Here is a 26,130-nt window from a genome sequence, read left to right as displayed (position 1 = left end):
GAGCAGAAACTCCGCGACTACCTCAAGCGGGCGACGGTCGACCTGCGGGAGAGCCGCCAGCGCGTCCGCGATCTGGAGGACCGCGCACACGAGCCGATCGCGATCGTGGGCATGGCGTGCCGGCTCCCGGGCGGGGTCGGCTCCCCGGAGGACCTCTGGGAGCTGGTGAGCGCCGGACGCGACGCGATCGGCCCCTTCCCGGAGGGCCGCGGCTGGGACCTGGAGAACCTGTACCACCCGGACCCCGACCACCTGGGGACCTCGTACACCCGCGAAGGCGGTTTCCTGTACGACGCGGACCGGTTCGACGCCGAGTTCTTCGGCATCAGTCCCCGCGAGGCGGCGGCCATGGACCCCCAGCAGCGGCTGCTGCTGGAGACGGCGTGGGAGGCCGTCGAGCACGCGGGCATCGACCCGACCGCGCTCAGGGGCACCCGTACCGGCGTGTACGCGGGCGTCATGTACGACGACTACGGCTCCCGGAGGCCCGGCGCGCCCGAGGACTTCGAGGGCTACCTGCTCACCGGAAGCGCGGGCAGCATCGCGTCGGGCCGGCTCGCCTACACCTTCGGGCTGGAGGGCCCGGCGGTGACCGTCGACACCGCGTGCTCGTCCTCCCTGGTCGCGCTCCACCTCGCCGCGCAGTCGCTGCGCCGGGGCGAGTGCGTGACGGCACTCGCCGGCGGTGTGACCGTGATGGCGACACCCGGCACGTTCGTGGAGTTCTCCCGGCAGCGCGGTCTGTCGCCCGACGGGCGGTGCAGGGCGTTCTCCTCCTCGGCGGACGGCACGGGCTGGGCCGAGGGCGTGGGTGTGCTGGTGCTGGAGCGGCTGTCGGACGCCGAGCGCCACGGGCACCGGGTGCTGGCGGTGCTGCGAGGTTCCGCGGTCAACCAGGACGGTGCGAGCAGCCGGCTGACCGCGCCCAACGGCCCCGCGCAGGAGCGGGTCATCCGGGCGGCGCTGGACGACGCCCGGCTGTCGGCGGCCGAGGTGGACGCGGTGGAGGCGCACGGCACGGGCACCCGGCTCGGCGACCCGATCGAGGCGCGGGCGCTGCTGTCCGCGTACGGCAGGGAACGCGAGACCGGCAACCCGCTGTGGCTGGGCTCCGTCAAGTCCAACATCGGGCACACACAGGCCGCGGCGGGCGTCGCGGGCGTGATCAAGATGGTCATGGCGATGCGCGAGGGCGTCCTGCCCTCGACCCTGCACCTGGACGAGCCCACCCCCGAGGTCGACTGGTCGGCGGGCTCGGTACGGCTGCTGACGCACGCTCAGCGGTGGCCGGAGCTGGACCGGCCGCGCAGGACGGGGGTGTCGTCCTTCGGGATCAGCGGGACCAACGCGCATGTGATCCTCGAAGAGGCGCCGCGCGACCGTACCGCCGACCCCGCGCCGGGACCGGATGCCGGTGCCGCCCCCCGGTCGCAGCCGGCGCCGTCGGCACCGCCCGCGCCGTGGCTGCTCTCGGCCAGGTCGGAGCCCGCGCTCCGGGCGCAGGCCGGCCGGCTGCTGGCCTGGCTCGACGAACACCCCGGGGCCGACGACGCCGATGTCGCCGCCACCCTCGTCACCGCACGCGCGCAGCTGGGGCGGCGCGGCGCGGTGCTCGGCGCCGACCGGGCCACGCTGCGCGCCGGTCTGGAGGCGCTGGCCGCGGGCTCGGCCTCCCCCCAGGTGGTGTCGGGTGCCGCCGCCACCGGCGTGACCGCCTTCCTCTTCACCGGGCAGGGCGCGCAGCGCCTCGGCATGGGTGCCGGACTGGCCGCCGCCTTCCCCGTGTTCGCCGCCGCGCTCGACGAGGTGTGCGCGGAACTCGACGCCCTGCTCGGGGTGTCGCTGCGCGAGGTCATGTCCGCCGGGACCGGGGACGCCGGGCACGGCACCGGTGACGCGGCGGCCCCGGCCCCGCTCGACCGGACGGAGTTCACCCAGCCCGCGCTGTTCGCGTTCGAGGTGGCGCTCCACCGCCTCCTGGAGTCCTTCGGCGTCACTCCGGACGTGGTGGCCGGGCACTCGATCGGCGAACTGGCCGCGGCCCATGTGGCCGGGGTGTGGTCGCTGGCCGACGCGTGCCGGCTCGTCGCCGCCCGCGGGCGCCTGATGGGGGCGCTGCCGACCGACGGGGCGATGCTCGCCGCCGCCGTCCCGGAGGAGCGCGCGCGGGAGCTGATCGCGGCCGGGACGGTCTCGCTGGCGGCCGTCAACGCGCCCGAGGCGGTGGTGTTCTCCGGCCGGACGGCGGAGGTCGCCGCCCTGGAGGCCCGGCTGGCGGACGAGGGCGTGAGGACGCACCGGCTCAAGGTGAGCCACGCCTTCCACTCGGCGCTGATGGAACCGATGCTCGACGACTACGAGCGGGTCGCCCGGTCGGTGGAGTACCGGTCGCCGCGCATCGACATGTGCTCCACGGTGTCCGGCGCCCCGGCCGGGCCCGACCTGCTGACACCGGAGTACTGGGTGCGGCAGGTGCGCGAGGCGGTGCGGTTCGCCCCGGCGGTGCGGTCACTCGCCGACGCCGGCGTGCGCCGGTTCGTCGAGGTGGGGCCGGACGCGGCGCTGGCGGCGCTGACCCGCCGGACGCTGACCGGCGAGGAGGAGTCCCGTTCGCTGGTGGCCGCCGCGTCACGGCGCGGCGCCGACGAGGCCGGCCAGTTCCTGCGGCTGCTCGCCGCCGTCCACTGCTCGGGCGTGGCCGTCGACTGGACCCCGCTGACGGGGGGACGCCCGGCCACCCATGTCGACCTGCCGTCGTACGCCTTCCAGCGCCGCCGCCACTGGGTGGAGACCGGCGACGGCGCGCCCGGCGACCTGGGCCGCGCCGGTCTCTCCGCGCTCGATCACCCGGTCCTGCGGGTCGCCGCGCCGCTCGCCGGGCGGGACACCTGGCTGTTCAGCGGCAGGCTCTCCACCAGCGACCAGCCGTGGATCGCCGACCACACGGCCTTCGGTACGGTGCTGCTGCCCGGCACCGCGTTCGTGGACCTCGCGCTGGCCGCCGGCAGCCGTCTGGACCTGCCCGTCCTGGACGAACTCGTCCTGTCGGCGCCGCTGCTGTTCGACGGTGCCGCCGCCATGGACGTGCAGGTCTCGGTGACCGAGCTCGACCCCACCGGCCGGCGACGCCTCTCCATCCACTCGCGCGCCGCCACCGGCACCACCGGGGACGCCCCGGGCGCGCCGGAGTGGACGCTGCACGCCACCGGGACCCTCGCCCCCGCCGACGACACGCCGCCGGCCTGGACCGGCCCCGAGTGGCCCCCGGCCGACGGCACACCCCTCGACGCGGCACACCTGTACGACCGGCTCGCCGGCCTCGGCTTCGGGTACGGGCCGTGCTTCCAGGGCGTACGCGCCGCCTGGAGCAGCGGCGACCAGGTGTACGCCGACGTGGCCCTGGACGAGACCCCGGCGGGCCGGGCGGCGGGCTTCGGGGTGCACCCGGCGCTCCTGGACGCGGCCTTCCACGCCTCCATCGACGTCCTCGCGGAGGACCTGCCCGACGGCAGGCTGCCGCTCCCGTTCTCGTTCGCCGGCGTCCGCGTGTTCCGGCCCGGCGCCCGGGCGGTCCGCGCCCGCGTCGTCCGCTCGGGCCCCGAGAAGGTGCGCGTCGACGCCTGCGACGCCACCGGTGCCGCGGTGCTGTCGATCGACGCCGTGCTCGCCCGCCCCGCGGACGCGAGCGCCCTCGCCGGAGCCCGCAGTCCCCTCTACGCCCTGGACTGGACGCCGGTGGCGGTGGCCGAGGTGCCGGACCGGCGCCTGGTCGCCCTGGGCCGGCCCGTCGCGGGGTGCGCCGAGACGTTCGAGGACGCCGCCGCCTTCGCCGCGGGCGGGAGCGGGCCCGGCACGGCCGCCGTCTGGTCGCCCGCACCGGCGCCCGCGGGCGGCGACGACACCCCCGCGGCCGTCCGCGCCGCCGTGCACGACGCCCTCGGGGTCCTGCGCGACTGGCTCACCGCACCGGGCTGCGCCGACACCCCGCTCGTCGTGCTCACCCGCCGGGGAGCGGGACTGCCCGGCGAGACACCGGACCCCGCGGCGGCGGCCGTCCGCGGCCTGGTGCGCAGCGCGCAGTCGGAGCATCCGGGGCGCGTCGTGCAGATCGACCTGGACGACAACGATCCCCCGGACCTGCACCGGCGGATCGCCGCCGCGGTCGCCGCGGAGGAACCGCAGCTCGCCCTGCGCGACGGCGCCCTGACGGCGCCCCGGCTGGTCCGCGCGGCCACCGCCGAGCCGGCCGCCGGGCAGTTCGGCGACGGCACGGTCCTGATCACCGGCGGGGCGGGCGGACTGGCCGCCGTCACCGCACGCCACCTGGTCACCCGGCACGGGGTGCGCAGGCTGCTGCTGACCTCCCGCCGGGGCTCCGCCGCGCCGGGCGTCACCGAACTGGTCGCCGAGCTCGCCGCGCTGGGCGCCGGGGTGCGCGTCGCCGCGTGCGACGTCGGCGACCGCGCCGCGGTCGCGGCCCTGCTGCGATCCCTACCGGCCGGCGAACCGCTGACCGCGGTCGTCCACACCGCGGGCGTGGTCGACGACGGCACCATCGACACCCTGACGGCCGCTCAGGTGGACCGGGTGCTCGCCCCGAAGGCCGACGCCGCCTGGCACCTGCACGAACTCACCCGGGACATGGACCTGTCGGCGTTCGTGCTGTTCTCCTCCGCCGGGCCGCTGCTCGGCGGGCAGGGCCAGGGCAACTACGCGGCCGCGAACGCGGCGATGGACGCGCTCGCCCAGCTGCGCCACAGCGCCGGCCTGCCCGCGCACTCGCTGGCCTGGGGGCTGTGGAAGCGCGGCATGGCCGAGGCGCTGAACGACCCGGGCGGCGAGCACCTGGCGCGGCGGATCCGCACGCGTCTCGGACTGGCACCCATCGAGCCCGACACCGGCATGCGGATGTTCGACGACGCGCTGGGCACCGGCCGGCCGGTGCTGATGACCGCGTTGCTGGACACCCCCGCCCTGACCGCGCTCGGCCGGCTCGGCACGCTGCCCGCGCTGCTGCGCGGCCTGATCCATGTCCCGCCGCGCGGCCGGGCCGCCGACAGCCCGTTGCGCCGGCGGCTGCTCGACGCTCCCGCCGACCAGTGGGAGGCGCTGATCCGTACCGAGGTCCGCGCGCTCGCCGCCGCGGTCCTCGGCCACGAGTCGGCCGACGCCGTCGACCCCGAAACCCCCTTCACCGAGCTGGGTTTCGACTCGCTCGGCGGAGTCGAGTTCCGCAACAAGGTGACCGCCGCCACCGGCGTCCAGCTTCCCTCCACCCTGGTCTTCGACTACCCGACCGCCGCGGCGGTCGCGGGCTTCCTGCGGACCCGGGTCGACGGCGAGGAGGCGCCGCGACCGCGCCCCGCCGCGGCGAGCCCCGCCGCGGCCGGCGAACCGATCGCCATCGTCGGCATGAGCTGCCGGTACCCCGGCGGTGTGGAGAACCCCGACCAGCTCTGGGAACTGGTCGCCGGGCGCGTCGACGCGATCACCCCGATCCCGCGCGACCGCGGCTGGGACCCCGACGCCCTGTACGACGCCGAACCCGGCAAGCCCGGCAGGATCTACACCCGGGAAGGCGGATTCCTGCACGCCGCGGGCGACTTCGACGCCGCGTTCTTCGCCATCGGCCCCCGCGAGGCGGCGGCGATGGACCCGCAGCAGCGGCTGCTGCTGGAGGCGTCCTGGGAGGCGCTCGAGGACGCCGGGATCGATCCGGCCGCACTGCGGGGCAGCGACACCGGGGTGTACGCGGGCGTCATGTACCAGGACTACGGCCACACGGCGCGCGAGGCCGCCGGCGGGGCCGCGGAAGGGTACCTGGCGACCGGCTCCGCCGGCAGTGTGGTCTCCGGCCGGGTCTCGTACGCCCTCGGTCTGGAAGGGCCCGCGGTGACGGTGGACACGGCGTGTTCCTCGTCGCTGGTGGCCCTGCACCTGGCGGTGCAGGCTCTGCGCTCCGGGGAGACGTCCCTGGTCCTGGCCAGCGGGGCGACGGTCATGGCGACCCCGCTGCTGTTCCAGGAGTTCTCCCGGCAGCGGGCGCTGTCGCCGGACGGGCGCTGCAAGGCGTTCTCCAGCACGGCGGACGGGGTCTCGTGGGCCGAGGGCGTCGGTGTGCTCGCCCTCGAGCGGCTGTCCGACGCGCGGCGCAACGGGCGCCCGGTGCTGGCCGTGATCCGCGGCAGCGCCGTCAACCAGGACGGCGCGAGCAACGGGCTGACCGCGCCCAACGGCCCGTCCCAGGAGCGGGTGATCGCCCAGGCACTGGCATCCGCGGGCCTGACGCCCGCCGAGGTGGACGCGGTGGAGGCGCACGGCACCGGCACGACCCTGGGCGACCCGATCGAGGCGCGGGCGCTGATCAACGCCTACGGGCAGGATCGCGCCGAGCCGCTGCGGATCGGGTCGCTGAAGTCGAACATCGGGCACGCGCAGGCGGCCGCCGGTGTCGGCGGTGTGATCAAGATGGTGCAGGCGCTGCGGCACGAGACACTGCCGCCCACCCTGCACGTCGACGCGCCGTCGCCGCACGTGGACTGGTCGGCGGGCGCGGTACGGCTCCTGACCGAGGCCGAGCCGTGGCCGGCGGGCGACCGTCCGCGCCGGGCGGGAGTGTCCTCGTTCGGGATCAGCGGCACCAACGCGCACGTCATCCTCGAAGAGCCGCCCGCGGAGCCGCCGCGGCCGGCAGGGGCGCCCGGCCCGGCTGCCCTGCCGCTGCTGCTGTCCGCGCGGACGGCCGGCGCGCTGCGGGCCCAGGCGGGCCGGCTGCACGACACGCTGCGGGACCGCCCGGAAGCGGACCTGACCGACGTCGCGGTGACCCTGGCGCGCCACCGCGCGCACCTGGAGCAGCGCGCCGCCGTCGTGGGCGGGGACCGGGAGACGCTGCTGGCGGCCCTGGCGCGCCTGGCGGCGGACGAGCCGGGACCGGCCGTCGTCGACGACGCCGGCCGGACGGGCACGACCGCGTTCCTGTTCACCGGCCAGGGCGCGCAGCGGGCCGGCATGGGCGCGGAGCTGTACCGGGAGTTCCCGGTCTTCGCCGCCGCGCTGGACGAGGTGTGCGCGCAGTTCGACGTCCACCTGGAACACCCGCTGCGGGACGTGATGTTCGGGGCGCCGGCCGCCCCGGCCGCCCCGGGCGGCACGGGTGCGGGAGCGCTGCTGGACCGCACCGAGTACGCCCAGCCCGCGCTGTTCGCATTCGAGGTGGCGATGTACCGCCTGGTCGAGTCGATGGGCGTGACGCCGGACGTGCTGGCGGGGCATTCGATCGGCGAGCTGGCCGCGGCGTACGTGGCCGGGGTCTGGTCGCTGCCGGACGCGTGCGGACTGGTCGCGGCCCGCGGCCGGCTGATGGGGGCGCTCCCGGCCGGCGGGGCGATGCTGGCCGCCGCGGTGCCGGAGGAGCGCGCGCGGGAACTCCTCGCGGCCGGGACGGTCTCCCTGGCGGCGGTGAACGCGCCCGAGGCGGTGGTCTTCTCCGGAGACACCGAGGCGGTGTCGGCGCTGGAGTCGAGGCTGCTGGCCGAGGGCGTCAGGACCAGCAGGCTGCGGGTGAGCCACGCGTTCCACTCCGCCCTGATGGAGCCGATGCTGGCCGGCTTCGCGGAGGTCGCCGAGGGCCTGACGTACCACGAGCCGCGCATACCCCTGTGCTCCACGGTCTCCGGCGCGTTCGCCGGTGACGCGGTGGTCACCCCCGCGTACTGGGTGCGCCAGGTGCGCGAGGCGGTGCGCTTCGCCCCGGCGGTGCGGTCCCTGGCCGGCTCGGGCGTGCGCCTGTTCGTCGAGCTGGGCCCGGACGCGGTGCTGACGGCCATGACCCGCGCCACGCTCGCGGCGGAGTCCGCGACGGGAGCGTCGGTGGTCGCGGGATCCCGCCGTACCGTCTCCGAACCCGAGCAGCTGGCCACCGCGCTGGCGGCCGCGCACTGCGCGGGCCGGCCGGTGCGGTGGGCGGCCTACTACGGACCCCGGCCGCAGGTGCGTGTCTCCCTGCCCACCTATCCCTTCGAGCGCGAACGCTTCTGGCTGCTGCCCGCGGAGGACGCCGCGCCGCTCGCCGGCGCCGACCCCGCCGGCCATCCGCTGCTGCACGCCCGCGTGCAGCTCGCCGGCACGGACACGTGGCTGTTCACCGGAAGGATCTCGCCGCGCACGCAGCCGTGGCTGGCCGGCCACTCCGTCCACGGCACCCTCGTGATGCCGGGCTCGGGACTCGTGGAACTGGCCCTGGCCGCCGGTGCCCGGCTCGGCGTGCCGCGGGTCGCGGAACTCGCGCTCGCCGCGCCGCTGGCCCTCCCGGCCGACGGCGCCGCGGACGTCCAGCTCGCCGTGGGCGAACCGGACGCCGACGGGCACCGGACCGTGGCCGTCCACAGCCGTGTCGCCGACGCCTGGGTGCTGCACGCCCGGGGGCTGCTCGCACCCGACGCGCCGGCCACCGCCCCGGCCCTGCCCCGGGCGTGGCCGCCCGCCGACGGCCGGCCGCTCGACGCACAGGAGATGTACCGCGCCCTCGACGACCTGGGACTCGGGTACGGCCCGGCGTTCCGCGCCGTTCGCGCCGCGTGGTCGCGCGGGGACGAGGTCTTCGCCGACCTGGCGCTCGACACCGGCACCGCGGCGGACCCGGCCGCCTTCGGACTGCACCCGGCACTGCTGGACGCGGTGCTCCACGCCGTCGCCGGCCGTCTCACCGAGGACGGGCCCGGCGGCGGTACGCCCCTGCCGTACGCCTTCGGCGGCGTCCAGCTGGCGCGGCCCGGCGCGGACGCCCTGCGCGTCCGTGCCGCCCGCGTCGCCCCGGACACCTTCCGGGTGGACGCGGTCGACGCGACCGGCGCCCCCGTGCTGAGCGTGGAGTCGCTGCGGGTCCGCCCGGTCGAGCGGCAGGCGCTGGCCCGGCTGCGCGGCGCGGCCCCGCTGTTCGACCTCGGGTGGGAGGCCGTGCCCCCCGGCCCGGCGGCCGGCCAGGGGCGGATCGCGGTGCTCGGCGACCCGGCGGCCGTCGACGCCCCGGAGCCCCCGGCGCACTGCGCCGACCTCGCGGAACTCGCCGCGCTGCCGGACGCTCCCGGCACGGTGGTGTGGCAGGCGCCGCGCGGAACCGGCGCCGGAGCGGCGGAGATCCACGCCGGCGTGCTGGCCACGCTCGCCCTGCTCCAGGACTGGACCCGCGCCGGCCACCCGGGACGGCTCGTGGTCGTGACACGCGGGGCGGCCGGGCTGCCCGGCGAGGAGCCCGACCTGGTCGGAGCCGCCGTGGCGGGCCTGGTGCGCAGCGCGCAGTCCGAGCACCCGGGGCGCTTCCTGCTCGTGGACCACGACGCCGACGCCCTGCCGATCGCCTCGCTCACCGCCGCCCTGGCCCATTCCGAACCGCACCTGGCCCTCCGCGAGGGCCGGCTGCTGGCGCCGCGACTGCGGCCGCTGCCCGCCCCCGAACCGGCCGCGCCCCTGTCGTTCGGCCGCGGCACGGTGCTCGTCACCGGCGGCACCGGCGGCATCGGCGCGGTCGTCGCCCGGCACCTGGTCACCGCGCACGGCGTACGCCGGCTCCTGCTGGTGTCGCGTCGCGGTGCCGCCGCGGACGGCGCCGCCGCACTGGCCGCCGAGCTGACCGGGCTCGGCGCCGACGTCCGGGTCGAGGCGTGCGACGTCACCGAACGCACCGCCGTCCGGGCCCTGCTGGACGGTATCGACGCCGACGCCCCGCTGACCGCCGTCATCCACGCGGCCGGAGTCCTGGACGACGGCACCCTCGACACCCTCACCGCCGAGCGGACCGCACGGGTGCTGGCACCGAAGATCGACGCGGCGCTGCACCTGCACGAGCTGACCCGCGGCATGGACCTGTCGGCCTTCGTGCTGTTCTCGTCCGCGGCGCCGCTGCTCGGCGGGCAGGGCCAGGGCAACTACGCCGCCGCGAACGCCGCGCTGGACGCGCTGGCACGCCTGCGCCGCGGCGCGGGCCTGCCCGCGCACTCCCTGGCCTGGGGCCTGTGGACCGTCGGCATGGCGGACGTGCTCGGCGGGGACGACGCCGAGCAGTACGCCCGGCAGCTCCGGACCCGGCTGGGCCTGATCCCGATCGGCCCGGAGTCCGGGACGGCGCTGTTCGACAGCGCCCTCGCGACCGACCGGGCGACACCGGTGACGGCACTGCTGGACACGCCGGCGCTCACCGACCTGGCGCGCGGCGGCACACTGCCCGCCGTGCTGCGCGGCATGATCCGGGTCCCCCCGGCCGCCGCCGGCGCCGGTGTCGGCCTGGCGCGGCGGCTGGCCGCCCTGCCGGACGCCGAACGCGACGGCGAGATCCTGCGCGAGGTGCGCGACCTCGCCGCGGCGGTCCTCGGCCACCGGTCCGGCGACGCCATCGACCCCTACGCGCCGTTCACCGAGCTCGGCTTCGACTCCCTCGGTGCCGTCGAGTTCCGGAACCGGCTCGCGCACCTCACCGAGCTGGCGTTGCCGTCGACGCTGGTCTTCGACCACCCGACCGCCGCCGACGTGGCGAAACTGGTGCGCTCGCGGATCGAGGAGGCCGACCCGGGCGCGGTCGGGCAGGCACCGGCAGGCGTACGCGGCACGATCACCGACCTGGTGTCGGCGGCGCACCGCCGGGGCGAACTGGCCGGGACGATGCCGCTGCTGCTCGCCGGCCAGGCACTGATGACCACGTACGGTGCCGGCGAGGCCGCCGCGCAGCGCCCGGCCGCGCAGCTCCTGGCACGTGGCGCCGCGGCGCCGGCCCTGGTGTGCGTCCCCTCGTTCCTGCCGGGTTCGGGCCCGCACCAGTTCGCCCGCCTGGCCCGCGAACTGGGCGGAGAGCGGCAGGTGAGTGCGTTGCGGCTGCCCGGTACGCGGGCGGGCGACGACCTGCCGGCGACCTGGACGGCGGCGATCGAGACCCTCGCCGAGGCCGTCGCGGCGGAGCTCGGGCGGGGTCCGGTGGCGCTCGTCGGCTACTCGGCCGGCGGCGCGCTCGCCCACGCGGTCGCCCGGCGGCTCGAGGACGACGGCCGCGAACTGGCGGGTGTCGCGATGATCGACACCTACTCCACCCAGGACGCCGGGCTCAACCACCTCGTCCTCACCGGCGCCCTGGGGCAGATCCTGTCCCGGGACAACGCCCTCACCCCCGTCGACGACCACAGCCTGATCGCCATGGGCGGCTATGCGCGGATCTACGCGGAGCGTGAGGCGCGGTCGATCGCCGCCCCGACGCTGAACCTGCGCGCCACCGTCACGCTGAGCGGATTCGGGGACGTGACCCCCGTACCCGACTGGCAGCACCGGGGACCGGCCGAGTACATCGAGGCGGACCACTTCTCGATCATCGAGGAACGGGCACCGGAGACCGCCGCGCGCCTCCGGCACTGGCTGGACGCGCTGGGCGGCCACTGAGGCACGACGGCCCGGACCCGCCCGGCCGCCCGCGCGGCGTGCCGGGCGGCCGGGCCGGCCGGGCCGGTCGGGCCGGTCGGGTCCGGGCCCGTCGCACCCGGAGGCAGAAAACTCGCTCCATGGCAAGTTCATTCAGTGTGCAATTACCTCACCTCGGATATCCGCCGGAGGCATAAAAATCCCCGGTCCGCAAATCCACCGAGGGCATGAAGTCCGCCTGCTGGCAACTGTGTTGGGGAAAGAAATCCGAGATTGACAGTGCCGGGGTGCTTATTTATAGTCGCGTCGTTCGAGCTACCGCCGGCCGACCCAAAGGTGGTCATGACTACGCCCCCGATGCTGCAGAAGTCCAGGCAGCGGTTGATTCTCGCCGTTCTCATGGTGTGTTCACTGCTGATTTGGCTGGAGAATACCGTCCTGAGTATCACGCTGGAGAGCCTCGCCGACCCGGTCGGCGGGCTGGGGGCCGACCCCGGCCAGCTGCAATGGGCCACAGGCGCCTACACCCTGGTTTTCGCGACCCTGATGTTCACCGCGGGTGCGCTGGGCGACAGTTTCGGACACCGGAATGTGCTCGCGGTCGGCCTGGTGATTTTCGCGGGAACGTCGATCTGGGCGGCGTACGCCGGTGACGCGGGCCAGCTGATCGCCGCCCGGGCCGCGATGGGAGTCGGCGCCGCGCTGATCATGCCCGCCAATTTCGCCATCCTGCTGTGGACCTTCACCGGACCGGGGCGGGCGACCGCGATCGCCATTTCCTCCACCTCCACCGGTGTCGGAATGGCGGCCGGCCCGGTGCTCGCGGGACTCCTGCTCAGCCATTTCTGGTGGGGCTCGGTATTCCTCGTCAATGTCCCGATCGTCGTGGTGGCGCTCGCCGGAGTCGTCCTGCTGGTCCCCAATTTCCGCAGCCCCACCGTCCGGCCCCTGGACCCGGCGGGAATCCTGCTGTCGATCAGCGGACTCGCGGCGCTGACCTACGGCCTGATCCGCGCGGGGCAGGTGGACGACTGGAGCCGGTGGGACGTCTGGGCGCCGATCGCGGCCGGCGCCGTCCTGCTCGCCGTCTTCGTGGTCGTCGAACTGCGCACCAGGCAGCCGAGCTTCGACCCCCGGATGCTCGCCCAGCGGATGTTCGGCGGCGGCAACGCGTCCATGGCGCTGCTCCTCTTCTCCGTGGCCGCCGTGACCTTCTACAACGCGTTCTACCTGCAAGGGGCCCTCGGCTACTCGCCGATGACGGCCGGACTGGCCAACCTCCCGACCGCGATCGGCGCGGTCGTGGGGGCGCCTCTGGGCGCCCGTCTGGTCAGCCGGTGGTCGCTGCGGCCCGTCGCCGTGCCGTCGATCACCGTGGCGGCGCTGAGCTTCGGCGCGGTCGCGTTCCTCGGTCTGCACACGCCGCTGGTCTGGATCGAGCTGGTGCTGCTGGTGCAGGGCCTCGCCGTCGGCATGGTGCTGGCCCCGGTGACCGGAGCGCTGATCAGCAGCCTGCCGCTGGAGCAGTCCGGCGCCGGGTCGGCCGTCACCAACACGGCGCGCCAGACCGGCAGCGTGATCGGTATCGCGGTCGGCGGCACGATCATGTCGATCGCCTACCGGGGCGCGATCGAGCCCTCGTTGAGCGCGGTCCCGGAGGCGTACCGGGACAGCGCCCGGGTCTCCGCGGAACAGGCCCGGCACGTCGCCGCCACACTCGACCGGCCGGCTCTGGCGCACGCCGCCGACCGGGCGTTCATCCACGCCATGCACATCGGCGCGGTCTGGATCATGATCATCGCGCTGGTCGCGACGGCCGTGCTGGTGATCGCCCTGTCCGCCGCCGGAAAGAAGAAGACCCCGGCACCGGGACCGGACCGCCGCGAGGCCGACGGCTCCGGGCCCCGCTCCACCGCGCGAACCGAAGGAACCCCCGTTGTCGAAAGCAAGTGACCCCGCTGTGCGTGAGGTCGCCTCGGAGCAGGACTACGTCTCCTCCTTGTACGCGCTGCTCACCGAGCGGCTTTCCGAGGCCAGGGAGCAGCGGGCGAGTGTGCTGAAGGCCCCCGCCGACAGCCCTGACGCCGCGTACGAGAGGGAGAACGCCGCCGAGCGCCTGGCCAAGGAGATCGGACGGCTGGAGGGCGCCGAGCAGGGGCTGATCTTCGGGCGCGTCGACTGGGCGGACGGCATGACCCTGCGCATCGGGCGGATCGGCCTGCACACGGAGGAGGACGACCTGCCGCTGCTCGTGGACTGGCGGGCCAACGCGGCCCGGCCCTTCTACGAGGCGACGCCGGTCCACTCGATGGGCCTGCGCCGGCGCCGGCACCTGCGCCTCGAGGAGCGCACGGTCGTCTCGGTGAGCGACGAGCTGCTGGACGGGTCCGCCCCGACCGACGAGGACGTCGTCGGCGACGGCCCGCTGACCGAGGCGCTGTCGGCACGGCGTACGGGCAGGATGCACGCGGCCGTCGCGACACTGCAGGCCGAGCAGGACGAGATCGTCCGCTCCACCCACCGCGGCGTGACCGTGGTGCAGGGCGGTCCGGGCACCGGCAAGACGGTGGTCGCCCTGCACCGGGCGGCGTACGTCCTGTACGCGTTCCCGCGCGCCGCGGAGGAGGGCGTCCTCGTCGTGGGCCCGAACGCCCGGTTCCTCGACTACATCTCCCAGGTCCTCCCCTCGCTCGGGGAGAACGACGTCGTCCTCGCGACGCTCGCGGAACTCGCCGGCGTGCCCACGAGCGTGGTGGGCCCGTTCGGCACGGCGCGGCTGAAGGGGAGCGCCGACCTCGCCGACGCCCTGGCCGGCCTGCTGCGCGTCCACCAGGCCCCCGCCGGTGACTTCACCGTACGGGTCGGACCGGAACGGGTGCACCTCTCCGAGGAGGAGGTCGCCACCGCGCGCGACGCCGCCCTGGCGGCCGTGCCGGGGCACAACCCCGCGCGCCAGGTGTTCAAGGAGCACCTGGTCGACGCCGTCACCGACGCGATGCAACGGGACATGGGCGACCTCCTGGAGCAGATCGACGCCGATGCCGAGCGGATGACCGGCCTCAACCTCGACCGGTTCACGGGCGCCGCCCAGCGCCGCGCCGAGGGCGCTGCCGACCCGGGGCCGGTCCACGAACTGGACCTGGACGCCATCCGGGCCGACCTCCTGGGCGACGCCGACGTCGACCGGGCGGTCGGCGTGCTGTGGCCGCGGCTGGAACCCGGTGACCTCGTACGGGCGCTCCTGTCGGACCCCGGCGCGCTCGCCGAGCACCTGCCCCGCCTCACCGAGGAGGAGCGCTCCCTTCTGCTGCTCCCTCCCGGCGCCCCGTGGACCGCGGCCGATGTGCCGTTGCTGGACGAGGCGGTGAGCCTGGTCGACGGCCCGCCCGAGCGGACCTATGGGCACGTCGTCGTCGACGAGGCGCAGGAACTGACCGCCATGCAGTGGCGGATGATCGTCCGCCGCTGCCCGTCGAGGGCGATGACGCTGGTCGGCGACTTCGCCCAGGCCGGCCCGGTCGCGACGGCCCGCGACTGGAAGGAGGCACTGAGCCCCCATGTGGGACCGCGGTACAAGCTGCACAACCTGACCGTCAGCTACCGCACCACGCAGGAGATCCTGGAGAGCGTCCGGGACCTGCTCGCACGGATCGCCCCGGACCAGCGGCCCACCCGGTCGCTCCGGAGCGGGGAGAGCCCCCGCCGGGTGACCGCGTCTCCCGGCGGGCTGATCGCCGCCGTCGCCGAGGAGCTCCGCTCCCAGAGCGCCGCGCACCCGGGGGAGCTCCTGGGCGTGATCTGCGCGGACGCGAGAGCGGACGAGCTGACGGCCGGGGGGATCGCGGATCACGCGCGGGTCGTGCCGGCGTCCGAAGCCCGCGGTCTGGAGTTCGACGGGGTGGTCGTCGTGAACCCCGAGGAGATCGCCACCGCCCGCCCCGGCGGGGAAAGGGACGTGTACGTGGCCCTGACCCGGGCCACCAAGCGGCTCTGCACCATCACCGTCGAGCCCTCCTGACGGTGCGGCGCCCGCGTCGCCGACGCGGGCGCCCCCCGCCCCGCCCGGTCCGGCTCGCGTCGATCGTCGCGTTTGCGGATTGTTGCGGCTGAAAGAGCCGTATGCCTCCGCGGGATTTGCCGACCGAACTCATTTGTGCCCTCGGCGGATTTGCGTACCGAGAGATTTCATGCCCTCCAATAAGGGGCGCCGCTTCCGGCGACTCCGGCCCGCCGGAAGCGGCCACGCACGGCTCCCGCCCACCGGCGACCGGACAGCCGGCACCATCCGATGGACGTCCGCCCAGGTCAGACGCTCCCGCCAGGCCCCCCGAGCGGGAGACGCAGCCCCGGCACCGCCCGCCCACGTGATCAACGCCACGTGTTCCCGCGCGAACTATTCACACCGGGGAAACCTGCTCGACCGGGCGCGGCCTATTCCACCGCTCACCGCCTGTGCCCCTCCTGTGCCGACCGGATCGGGGTGGACAGCTCCCGCCGCTCCGTGCCATGCTCATCTATCGTTGGGTGGAACCTTCGAGATTTGGCGTGAAAAAACGGGGGATCATTGGTATGAGTAGCGTGAAGGACAGTTTCACGCGGCAATCGATTTCGAGTGGCGAAAAGCATGAACGCTACGCCCGGCACATGGAATACCCGGCTTCCGACATCTACGGCATGCGGGCTTCCCCGGCGACAGGGCAATCGCCGTGGCAGGTCGACGCGGCGGTCACGCTGATAATCCCGGACGATATTCGCCGGTACAGCATCGAAGGAATGCTTCGCTCGCTCGACATGCAGTCGGCCGTGCTGACCGTCAAGCATGACAACGATTTCTCGCCACTCCGTGACGGTCGTCTGATCATCACGTCCGGCAACGCCCTGGGGGCCATGCCCGACGAGTGCGCCGACGAGCTGCGCGTCCACAACACGCCGTTACTGATCCTGGTGGACCCGGCGGACGTCATCGAGCAGTCCTGGGCCGATCGGGCGAAGGGCTTCGTGGACTGGGCGGATCTCCGCCCCGAGACTCTGCGCGAAGCGATCGCCGACGTGCGGGCCGGACGCTTTCACGTGTCGGCGTCCCTGGTGCGGCGCTCCGTGACAGCCCCCCATCACCACGGCGATGATTCCCCCTCGAAACGTGCGTCCATGGTCGCGCTGACGGCACGCGAACATCAGGTGCTGCGCCTTATTGCCGAGGGGCAGAGCAATCGGCAGGTCGCTCGGTCGCTGAGTATATCCGAGCACGGGGTGAAACGCACGGTCGGAATACTGTTGGCCAAACTCAACTGTCCGAATCGGACACTCGCGGTCGTCAGAGCCATAGAGGCGGGACTCCTCCTCATGTGACCCCTCCCGGTGTCCCGTGTTTCCGGCACCGCGTGCCCGCCCCCGGTCGAATGCCGTGCGCCCGGTGCTTTTCCGGGAAGCCGTGTGGTGCCATTGCCGCCTCGTGGAAAGTGCCGGAGAATTCGGCGCCCGGCCACCGTCGCCGCACCGGTGCCGGCAGCGGCGCCCGCGGTGGGGGATCCGGCAGGATGGGGGTATGCCGAACCGACTCGCCCATGAGACGTCGCCCTACCTCCTCCAGCACGCCGACAACCCGGTCGACTGGTGGCCCTGGTCCGGCGAGGCGTTCGAGGAGGCCCGGCGGCGCGGGGTGCCCGTGCTGCTGAGCGTCGGCTACAGCTCCTGCCACTGGTGCCATGTGATGGCGCACGAGTCCTTCGAGGACGAGACCACCGCCGCATACCTCAACGAGCACTTCGTCCCCGTCAAGGTCGACCGCGAGGAGCGGCCCGACGTCGACGCCGTGTACATGGAGGCCGTGCAGGCCGCCACCGGGCACGGCGGGTGGCCGATGACCGTGTTCCTCACGCCCGGCGCCGAGCCGTTCTACTTCGGCACCTACTTCCCGCCCGCGCCCCGGCACGGCATGCCGTCCTTCGGGCAGGTCCTCCAGGGCGTCGCCGTGGCCTGGGCCGAGCGGCGCGAGGAGGTCGACGAGGTCGCCGGCAACATCGTCCGGGAGCTGGCCGGGCGCTCCCTGGTGCCCGGCGGGGCCGGGGTGCCCGGTGAGCCGGAGCTGGCCCAGGCGCTGCTGGGGCTCACCCGCGACTACGACGAGCGGTACGGCGGGTTCGGCGGGGCGCCGAAGTTCCCGCCGTCCATGGTGGTGGAGTTCCTGCTGCGCCACCACGCCCGCACCGGCGCCGAGGGCGCCCTCCAGATGGCCGCCGACACCTGCGAGGCGATGGCCAGGGGCGGGATCTACGACCAGCTCGGCGGCGGTTTCGCCCGCTACTCGGTGGACCGCGAGTGGGTGGTGCCGCACTTCGAGAAGATGCTGTACGACAACGCCCTGCTGTGCCGCGTCTACGCCCACCTGTGGCGGGCCACCGGCAGCGACCTGGCCCGCCGGGTCGCCCTGGAGACCGCCGACTTCATGGTCCGCGAACTGCGCACCGCCGAGGGCGGTTTCGCCTCCGCGCTGGACGCCGACTCCGACGACGGTACGGGCCGGCACGTGGAGGGCGCCTACTACGTGTGGACACCCGCGCAGCTGCGCGAGGTGCTGGGCGAGGAGGACGCCGCGTACGCCGCCCGGCACTTCGGCGTCACCGAGGAGGGCACCTTCGAGGAGGGCGCCTCGGTGCTGCAACTCCCGCAGCACGCGGGCGTGGCCGACGCCGGGCGCGTCGAGCGGATCAGGGAGCGGCTGCTCGCCGCCCGTGAGGAGCGCCCCCGCCCGGGCCGGGACGACAAGATCGTCGCCGCCTGGAACGGGCTGGCGATCGCCGCGCTCGCCGAGACCGGCGCCTACTTCGACCGCCCCGACCTGGTCGAGCGCGCCACGGAGGCCGCCGACCTGCTCGTACGGCTGCACATGGACAGCGGGGCGCGCCTGACCCGCACCTCCCGCGACGGCAGGGCGGGCGCCAACGCCGGGGTGCTGGAGGACTACGCGGACGTCGCCGAGGGCTTCCTCGCGCTGGCGGGCGTCACCGGCGAGGGCGCGTGGCTGGAGTTCGCCGGCTTCCTGCTCGACCTGGTGCTGGACCGCTTCACCGGCGAGGGCGGCGCGCTCTACGACACCGCGCACGACGCCGAGCGGCTGATCCGCCGCCCCCAGGACCCCACCGACAACGCCGCGCCCTCCGGCTGGACCGCCGCCGCCGGCGCCCTGCTGGCGTACGCCGCGCACACCGGTTCCGAGGCGCACCGCACCGCCGCCGAGGGCGCCCTCGGCGTGGTCGCCGCGCTCGGGCCGCGCGCCCCCCGCTTCAAAGGCTGGGGGCTGGCCGTCGCCGAGGCGCTCCTCGACGGGCCCCGCGAGGTCGCGGTCGCCGGCCGCCCTGACGACCCCGCCGCCCGCGCGCTGCACCGGGCCGCGCTGCTGGGCACCGCGCCGGGCGCGGTCGTCGCCTTCGGCGAACCGGGCGGCGGCGCCGGCAACGAGGAGTTCCCGCTGCTCAGGGACCGCCCGCTGGTGGACGGGCGGCCCGCCGCGTACGTCTGCCGCCACTTCACCTGTGACGCCCCTACCACGGACGCGGACGAGTTGGCGCGCACTTTGGCCAACTGAGGGCGGAAACACAGTTTCTATCGGGACAGCTCCTGTCTGTCACTCCCTGCCTCTATTCTCGTCGGACAAAGGAGTGGGGGCGCCGCGCCGTTCTGGGGAGGGCGAGCGCGGACGTTGAACGAGGGCGTCGACGGCCAGGGGGGTCCTGCCGCGATCCGCCCCTGTCATGTCTCTTGGGGATCGGCCGTACCGCGGCAGCGGCACGCCACCGGTGGGGTCACCGGCGTGCGCACCCGTCTTCCGCCGTGGTGGGGCCGGAGGGGGGTACTTTCCCGTGCTCGTTTCCATGTCCGTCGCCGCCATATCGCTGGCGCTCTTCTGGATGGCCGCCTTCACCCTGTGGTGGCAGATGCACGCCTGGCGCACGCCCGAGACGCTCGCGGCCACCCGCTTCGAGCGCCCCGAGGGCCGCTCGGGCCTGGCGTTCTCGCTGCTGCTGCCCGCCCGGCACGAACAGCTCGTCCTGGAGCACACCGTCCAGCGCCTGCTGACGTCCCGCCACCGGGACTTCGAGATCATCGTGATCGTGGGCCACGACGACCCGGGCACCGCCGAGGTCGCCGAACGGGCCGCGGCCCGCGACCCCGGCCGCGTACGGGTCGTCACCGACACCCACCCGGCGAAGAACAAGCCCAAGGCCCTCAACACCGCCCTGCCGTACTGCCGGGGCGACGTCGTGGGGGTCTTCGACGCCGAGGACCAGGTCCACCCCGAGCTGCTGGCGCACGTGGACCACGCGTTCACCGCCACCGGCGCCGACGTCGTCCAGGGCGGCGTCCAGCTCATCAACTTCCACTCCAGCTGGTACTCCCTGCGCAACTGCCTGGAGTACTTCTTCTGGTTCCGCTCCCGGCTGCACCTGCACGCCGCCAAGGGCTTCATCCCGCTCGGCGGCAACACCGTCTTCGTCCGCACCGACGTCCTGCGGGAGGCGGGCGGCTGGGACCCGGACTGCCTCGCCGAGGACTGCGACCTGGGCGTACGGCTGTCCAGCGCCGGCAAGAAGGTCGTCGTCGCCTACGACGCCGACATGGTCACCCGCGAGGAGACTCCCGGCACCCTGGCCGGCCTGCTCAAGCAGCGCACCCGGTGGAACCAGGGCTTCCTCCAGGTGTACCGGAAGAAGGACTGGCGGCGGCTGCCCACCCTCGGACAGCGGATGCTCGCCCGCCACACCCTGATGACCCCGTTCATGCAGGCCTTCACCGGGCTGGTCATCCCGCTCAACGTGGCGGTCGCGCTCTTCCTCGACGTGCCCGTGGGCGTCGCCGTCATCACCTTCCTGCCGCTGCTGACCGCCCTGGTCACCTTCGTCTTCGAGATCGTCGGACTCCATGACTTCGGCCGGCAGTACGGGCTGCGCGTCCGCCTCGTCCACTACCTGAAGCTCATCGCCGGCGGGCCCTTCTACCAGATGCTCCTGGCCGGCGCGGCGGTCCGGGCCGTCTGGCGCGAGCAGCGCGGGCGCACCGAGTGGGAGCTGACCAGCCATGTCGGCGCCCACCTCGTCACCGAGGAGGCCGCCCGGTGACCGCCACCCTGCCCCCCGCCCCCGCAGGACCCGCCAAGCCCGCAGGACCCGCCACGCCCGCGGCGCCCGCCGCGTCGGCCACCGCCGCCGTCGCCGACCCGGCCGACAAGCGGCGGGTGGTCGCCCGGCCCGTCGTCCGCTTCCGCCGCTCCCGCCCCGACCTGCTGCTGTGCGGGGTGCTGCTCGCCGCGATCCTGCTCGTCCAGGGCTGGAACATCCAGCAGTACCCCACCCTCAGCGACGACGAGGGCACCTACCTCGCCCAGGCGTGGGCCGTGCAGAACGGCCACGGCCTCGCCCACTACACGTACTGGTACGACCATCCGCCGCTCGGCTGGATGCAGCTCGCCGCCCTCACCTGGATCCCGTCCCTGATCGCGCCGGAGACGATGACCGTCGCCCCCATGCGGCTGGTGATGCTGCTGGTGAGCGCCGCCTCGGCGGTGATGGTGTACGTGCTGGCGCGCCGGCTGTGGCTGCCGCGGTGGGCGGCGGGCCTGGCCATGGCGCTGTTCGGGCTCTCCCCGCTGTCCGTGGTCCTCCAGCGGGAGATCTTCCTCGACAACCTGGCCGTGATGTGGATGCTGCTGGCGTTCTGCCTGGCCGCCTCGCCCAGCAGGCACCTCTGGCACCACTTCGGGGCGGGCCTCGCCGCCGCCGTCGGCGTCCTCACCAAGGAGACCATGCTGGTGGTCCTGCCGGCGCTGATGGTGACGATGTGGCGCCACAGCCACCGCGACACCCGCAAGTTCGCCGTCACCGGAGCCGTCACCGCCTGCGCCCTGACCGGACTGTCGTACCCGCTGTTCGCCCTCCTCAAGGGCGAGTTGCTGCCCGGCGAGGGGCATGTCTCGCTGTGGGACGGCATCGCGTACCAGATGAGCCGTCCCGGTTCCGGCTTCCTCCTCACCGAGGGCACCGGCTCCAACGGCGTGCTCGACTCCTGGCTCTACTACGACCGGATCCTGCCGCTCGGCGGGCTCGCCGGCGCCGCCCTGCTGCTGCTCACCGTCAGGTGGTCGGTCACCGCGCGGGCGCTGGCCGGGCCCGCGCTGGCCGTCGCGATCCTGGCGCTCGTCGCCCTGCGCCCCTCCGGCTACCTGCCCGCGATGTACGTCATCCAGGCCCTGCCCTTCCTCGCCCTGGTCCTGGCGGGCGGCGCCGCGAGCCTGGCCCACGCCGTGCTGCGCCGGGGCCGCCCGGTGCCGCGGCTGGTCCCGTTCCGGCGGGCCGCCGCCGTGCTGCTCGCCGCGACCGCCGCCGTCCATGTCGTCCCCCGGTGGTACGAGGGCGACCGCACCGCCATGACCGCTGACGCCAACGCCCCCTACCGGGCCGCCGCCGCCTGGCTGGGGCGTGAGGTCCCCGACCCGGCCCACGCGCGCGTGCTGGTCGACGACGCGCTCTGGCTCGACCTGGTGCACGCGGGCTACACACCGGGCCCGGGCGCCATCTGGTTCTACAAGGCCGACCTGGACCCCGCGGTGACCAGGACCCTGCCCGGCGGCTGGCGGGACCTGGACTATGTGGTCGCCTCCCCGACCGTACGGCGTGACGCGCGCGACCTGCCCACCGTCCGGGCCGCCCTGGAGCACTCGGCGCCCGTCGCGGTCTTCGGCGAGGGCGAGGAGCGCGTCGAGATCAGGAGGATCACCCGGCCGCCCGCCACCGGCACGGGCCGGGCCGCCCGGACGGAGGCCCCGTGACCGGCCGGCCCGCCGGAGCGGAGGACACCGCCCCCGCGGGCGGCGCGATCCCCCTGCCGGTCGCCGTCGCCGCCCGCGCCGAAGAGGTCGTCGTGGACGCCGGCCCCCGGCACCCGCCCGGCGGCAGCCGCGCCGGACTCGCCGGGGGCCGGCGCGCCGCGGCCCGGGGCGCCGGGGTGCCGTCCGCCGCCGGGGAGCGGTACGCGGGCGGCTCCGCGTCCACCGCGCGGGAGGGGCCGCGGTTCCCGCGCCACCTGGTGGGGCCGCGCACCGCGTCCCCGCTCGCCCGGATGGCCGCCTTCGGCCTGATCGGCCTCACCGGCTTCGTACCGAACCTCGCCGTCCTGCATGCCCTGACCGGCGCCGGGCTGCACTACCTGCCCGCCGAGATCGCCGCCAACCAGTTCGGGATCGCCTGGAACTTCCTCCTGATCGAGGTGCTGCTGTTCCGGGACCGCCGCCACCACCGGCACTGGGCCGACCGGGCGGGGCGGTTCGCGCTCCTCGCCAACGCCGACCTGGTCCTGCGCCTCCCGCTGATCGTCCTCCTCACCGGGCAGTTCCACCTCGCGGTGCTGCCCGCCACCGCCCTCGCGCTGCTGACCACCTTCGTCCTGCGCTTCGCCGGGACCGAGGCGCTGGTCTACCTGCCCCGCAGGGCGCGAGCGGCCCGCACGGGAAGGAACACCAGGTGAAACGGACCGCGCACCGGCGCCGGAGGGTGGCCCTGCTCGCCCTCGGCGCCCTGGCCTCCTCCGGGCTGCTGGCGGCCACCCAGCACCCGGCTGCCGCCGGGACCAACCTCGTCAGGAACCCCGGCTTCGAGACCCCCGGCACAGGACCGGACGCCCTGCCCGCCTGCTGGTCCCGGTCCGGCTGGGGCGACAACGACTACACCTTCACCACCACCCCCGACGCCCGCTCCGGCGACCGCGCCATGAAGGTCGAGCTGACCCGCCGCACGGACGGCGACCGCAAGGCCCTCGTCACCGAGTCGGCGGCCTGCGCCCCGGCCGTGACCGCCGGGCACCAGTACGACCTGTCCCTCTGGTACAAGTCGACGACGCCCGACGCGGCGATCACCCTCTTCCGGCACGACACGGCGGCCGGCTGGCAGTACTGGACCGACCTCAAGACCCTGCCGGCGGAGAGCGCCTACACGCGCGCGGAGGTCCGCACCCCCGCCGTGCCGCCCGGCACCGACCGGATCGCCTGGGGCGTCTCCGTCTTCGGCACCGGCAGCGTCACCACCGACGACTACGCGATGGAGGAGGCCGCCCCGCCCGCGCCGGACCCGGTGTGCACCGGCACGGCCGAGCAGTGCGCCAAGGGGTCCTGGGAGGTGCTGCCCGTCAAGAACCCGGTCCGGTCCATGCACGCGGTCGTCCTGCGGGGCGGCAAGGTGCTGCTGATCGCCGGGTCCGGCAACGACCAGCGGCTGTTCGAGGCGGGCACCTTCACCTCCGCCGTGTACGACCCGGCGGACGGCTCCTTCCGGACGATCCCGACGCCCGTCGACATGTTCTGCGCCGGCCATGTGCAGCTGTCCGACGGCCGGGTGCTGGTGATGAGCGGCAACAAGGGCTACCCGTCGGCCGACGGGCGGATCGGCTACCAGGGGCTGAAGGACTCGTACGTCTTCGACCCGGCGACCGAGACGTACACCCGGACCAACGACCTGCACGACGGGCACTGGTACCCGTCCGCGACGATCCTCGGCAACGGCGACGTGATCACCTTCGGCGGGCTGAAGGAGGACTCCACCGGCAATGTGACCGCGGAGCGGTTCTCGGCGGCCCAGGGGAAGTGGCTGCCGCTGAACCAGGTCAATCAGACCTGGTCGTACTGGGGCCTGTACCCGTCCATGATCCTGATGCAGGACGGGCGGCTGTTCTACTCCGGCAGCCACACCTTCGGCAACGGCACCCCCGGCACCGGCGCGTCGATCTACGACTACGACGCCAACACCATCACCGACGTCCCCGGCCTGCGCAACAAGGACCAGCGGGACGAGTCGGCCAGCGTCCTGCTGCCGCCCGCCCAGGACCAGCGGGTGCTGACCGTCGGCGGCGGCAACAACGAGACCAACCCCGTCGCCAACCGCCTCACCGACATCATCGACCTCAAGCAGCCCAGCCCCGCCTACACCCCCGGCCCGCCCCTCCCGCACGGCCTGGTCGACCAGGGCCAGGGCAAGCGCCCGCAGACCGGGGACGAGGGCAAGATGTACGTCTCGGCGGTGCTGCTGCCCGACGGCACGGTCCTGGAGACCGGCGGGGCGCTGCACGACCGGGCCGACCCGGTGTACGAGGCGTCGGTCTTCGACCCGGCGACCGACACCTACCGGGCGGGCATGGCCGCCGACCCCGTCCCGCGCGGCTACCACTCGGCGGCGTTCCTGCTGCCCGACGGGCGGGTGATGGCGGTCGGCGACAACCCCGGCAACGGCACCTACAACCACGACGTGTCGGTCTACACCCCGCCGTACCTCCACCGGGGGCCGCGCCCCCGCATCACGTCCGTGGCCGGCGACCGGTGGGCGTACGGCGACACCCGGCGGATCACCGTGGACCGGCCGGTCGCCCGCGCCGAGCTGATCCGCCCGGCCGCCGTCACCCACTCCTCCGACCCCAACCAGCGGTTCGTGGACCTGCCGCTGTCCGTGGTCGACGACCGCACGGTCGACCTCAACGTCACCGGCAACCCCAACCTCGCCCCGCCCGGCTGGTACATGCTCTTCGCGGTCGACGCGGCCGGGATCCCGTCCGTGGCCCGGTGGGTGCACCTCGGCGGGCCGCCCGCCATGGCGGCGGAGGCGGAGCGGTCGGCGCACGTCCACGACTTCGCGGGCGACCTCGCGGCGGCGCCCAAGAAGCCGCTGAAGAAGCGGGACTCGGTGCCCGTCAGCCCCCGGATCGCGGGGTGCGACCGGCACTACGGCACGGCCGGGGTGTGCGTGCCGACCGTGTTCCCGGCGGCGGTGAAGGCGACGACCGGGGCCCGCTGCGCCTGGCTGGCGGACCACGACTACGGCCGGCTGAGGCTCAACGGCCGGGACGACCCGCTGCGCCTCGACCCGGACCGGGACGGCGTGGCGTGCGGGAAGGGGGACGTCCGCGGGGCCGCGCCCCGGCGGTGAGGCGCCGCCCGGGAGCACGACCGAGGGGGCCGGCCCCGCCCGGGCCGGCCCCCTCGCGCACACCGGGGCGGGTCAGCCGTGCCGGTAGGCCACCAGCGAGATGCCGACGTAGTGGGCGACGAACGCGGCGAGGGTGAGGGAGTGGAAGACCTCGTGGAAGCCGAACCAGCGCGGTGACGGGTTGGGCCGCTTCAGCCCGTACACCACACCGCCCAGGCTGTAGAGCAGCCCGCCGACGACCACCAGGACGAGCACCGCGATGCCGCCCGTGCGCAGGAAGTCGGGGAGGAAGAAGACGGCCGCCCAGCCCATGGCGATGTAGCACGGGGTGTAGAGCCAGCGCGGGGCGCCGACCCAGAAGACCCGGAAGGCGATGCCCGCGACCGCCGCCGCCCAGACCGCCCACAGCAGCACCCGGCCGGTGGAGTCGGGGAGCAGGAGCAGGGTCAGCGGGGTGTAGGTGCCCGCGATGATCAGGAAGATGTTGGCGTGGTCCAGCCGGCGGAGCACGGCCGTGGCGCGCGGGCCCCAGTCGCCCCGGTGGTAGACGGCGCTCACTCCGAAGAGCAGGCAGGCGGTGAGGACGTATATGCCGCAGGCGATCCGGCCGCGGGTGGAGTCGGCGAGCGCGGTGAGGACGATGCCCGCGATCAGGACGGCCGGGAACATCCCGGCGTGCAGCCAGCCGCGCAGCCTCGGCTTCACCGGCGGCGGGTCTATCTCGGTGACTTCGGACGTGACGGCAGTCATGCCGGGAATGCTACCGACG

8 protein-coding genes and 2 pseudogenes are annotated in these 26,130 nt (G+C 74.6%); 9 read left to right on the top strand and 1 reads right to left on the bottom strand.

All coding sequences use genetic code 11. The features are described from left to right. Positions 1-27: 27 nt before the first annotated feature. The 9 genes and pseudogenes from ACF08D_RS13825 to ACF08D_RS13785 all read left to right on the top strand — a co-directional run. A pseudogene (locus ACF08D_RS13825) lies at positions 28-11,421 on the top strand (type I polyketide synthase); the annotation flags it as partial. 321 nt (positions 11,422-11,742) lie between these two features. Then, positions 11,743-13,353: an MFS transporter gene (locus ACF08D_RS13820; RefSeq protein WP_392222810.1), complete on the top strand. Its 1,611-nt coding sequence runs from the start codon at positions 11,743-11,745 to the stop codon at positions 13,351-13,353. Further along, entirely contained in the window at positions 13,337-15,418 is a 2,082-nt protein-coding gene (locus tag ACF08D_RS13815) for a HelD family protein (protein ID WP_392222809.1), read from the top strand. Before ACF08D_RS13820 ends, ACF08D_RS13815 begins: the two co-directional genes overlap by 17 nt. A gap of 551 nt (positions 15,419-15,969) precedes the next feature. Further along, positions 15,970-16,749 (top strand): response regulator transcription factor, encoded by a 780-nt coding sequence (locus ACF08D_RS13810; RefSeq protein WP_392222808.1) that lies wholly within the window; start codon positions 15,970-15,972, stop codon positions 16,747-16,749. A 196-nt stretch (positions 16,750-16,945) separates the two neighbouring features. Then, a complete protein-coding gene (locus ACF08D_RS13805; RefSeq protein ID WP_392222807.1) occupies positions 16,946-18,985 on the top strand; it encodes a thioredoxin domain-containing protein in 2,040 nt (679 codons plus the stop codon). A 286-nt stretch (positions 18,986-19,271) separates the two neighbouring features. Continuing rightward, positions 19,272-20,516: a glycosyltransferase gene (locus ACF08D_RS13800; protein WP_392223191.1), complete on the top strand. Its 1,245-nt coding sequence runs from the start codon at positions 19,272-19,274 to the stop codon at positions 20,514-20,516. After that, the gene (locus ACF08D_RS13795; protein WP_392222806.1) at positions 20,513-22,222 is read left to right on the top strand and encodes an ArnT family glycosyltransferase; all 1,710 of its coding nucleotides are present in this window, start codon (positions 20,513-20,515) and stop codon (positions 22,220-22,222) included. Before ACF08D_RS13800 ends, ACF08D_RS13795 begins: the two co-directional genes overlap by 4 nt. Positions 22,223-22,416: 194 nt before the next feature. Then, positions 22,417-22,917, top strand: a pseudogene (locus tag ACF08D_RS13790) (GtrA family protein); the annotation flags it as partial. Further along, complete coding sequence (locus ACF08D_RS13785) at positions 22,914-25,361, top strand: galactose oxidase-like domain-containing protein (protein WP_392222805.1); 2,448 nt, start codon at positions 22,914-22,916, stop codon at positions 25,359-25,361. The pseudogene ACF08D_RS13790 and the gene ACF08D_RS13785, both read left to right, overlap by 4 nt. A 72-nt stretch (positions 25,362-25,433) precedes the next feature. Here the strand turns inward: ACF08D_RS13785 and ACF08D_RS13780 are convergent, their stop codons facing one another. Continuing rightward, a complete protein-coding gene (locus ACF08D_RS13780; RefSeq protein WP_392222804.1) occupies positions 25,434-26,111 on the bottom strand; it encodes a hemolysin III family protein in 678 nt (225 codons plus the stop codon). Positions 26,112-26,130 lie beyond the last annotated feature (19 nt).

It is taken from the genome of Streptomyces sp. NPDC015131 (genome assembly GCF_043079975.1).
GTDB lineage: Bacteria > Actinomycetota > Actinomycetes > Streptomycetales > Streptomycetaceae > Streptomyces.
This window is presented reverse-complemented; position numbering and strand designations above follow the sequence as displayed.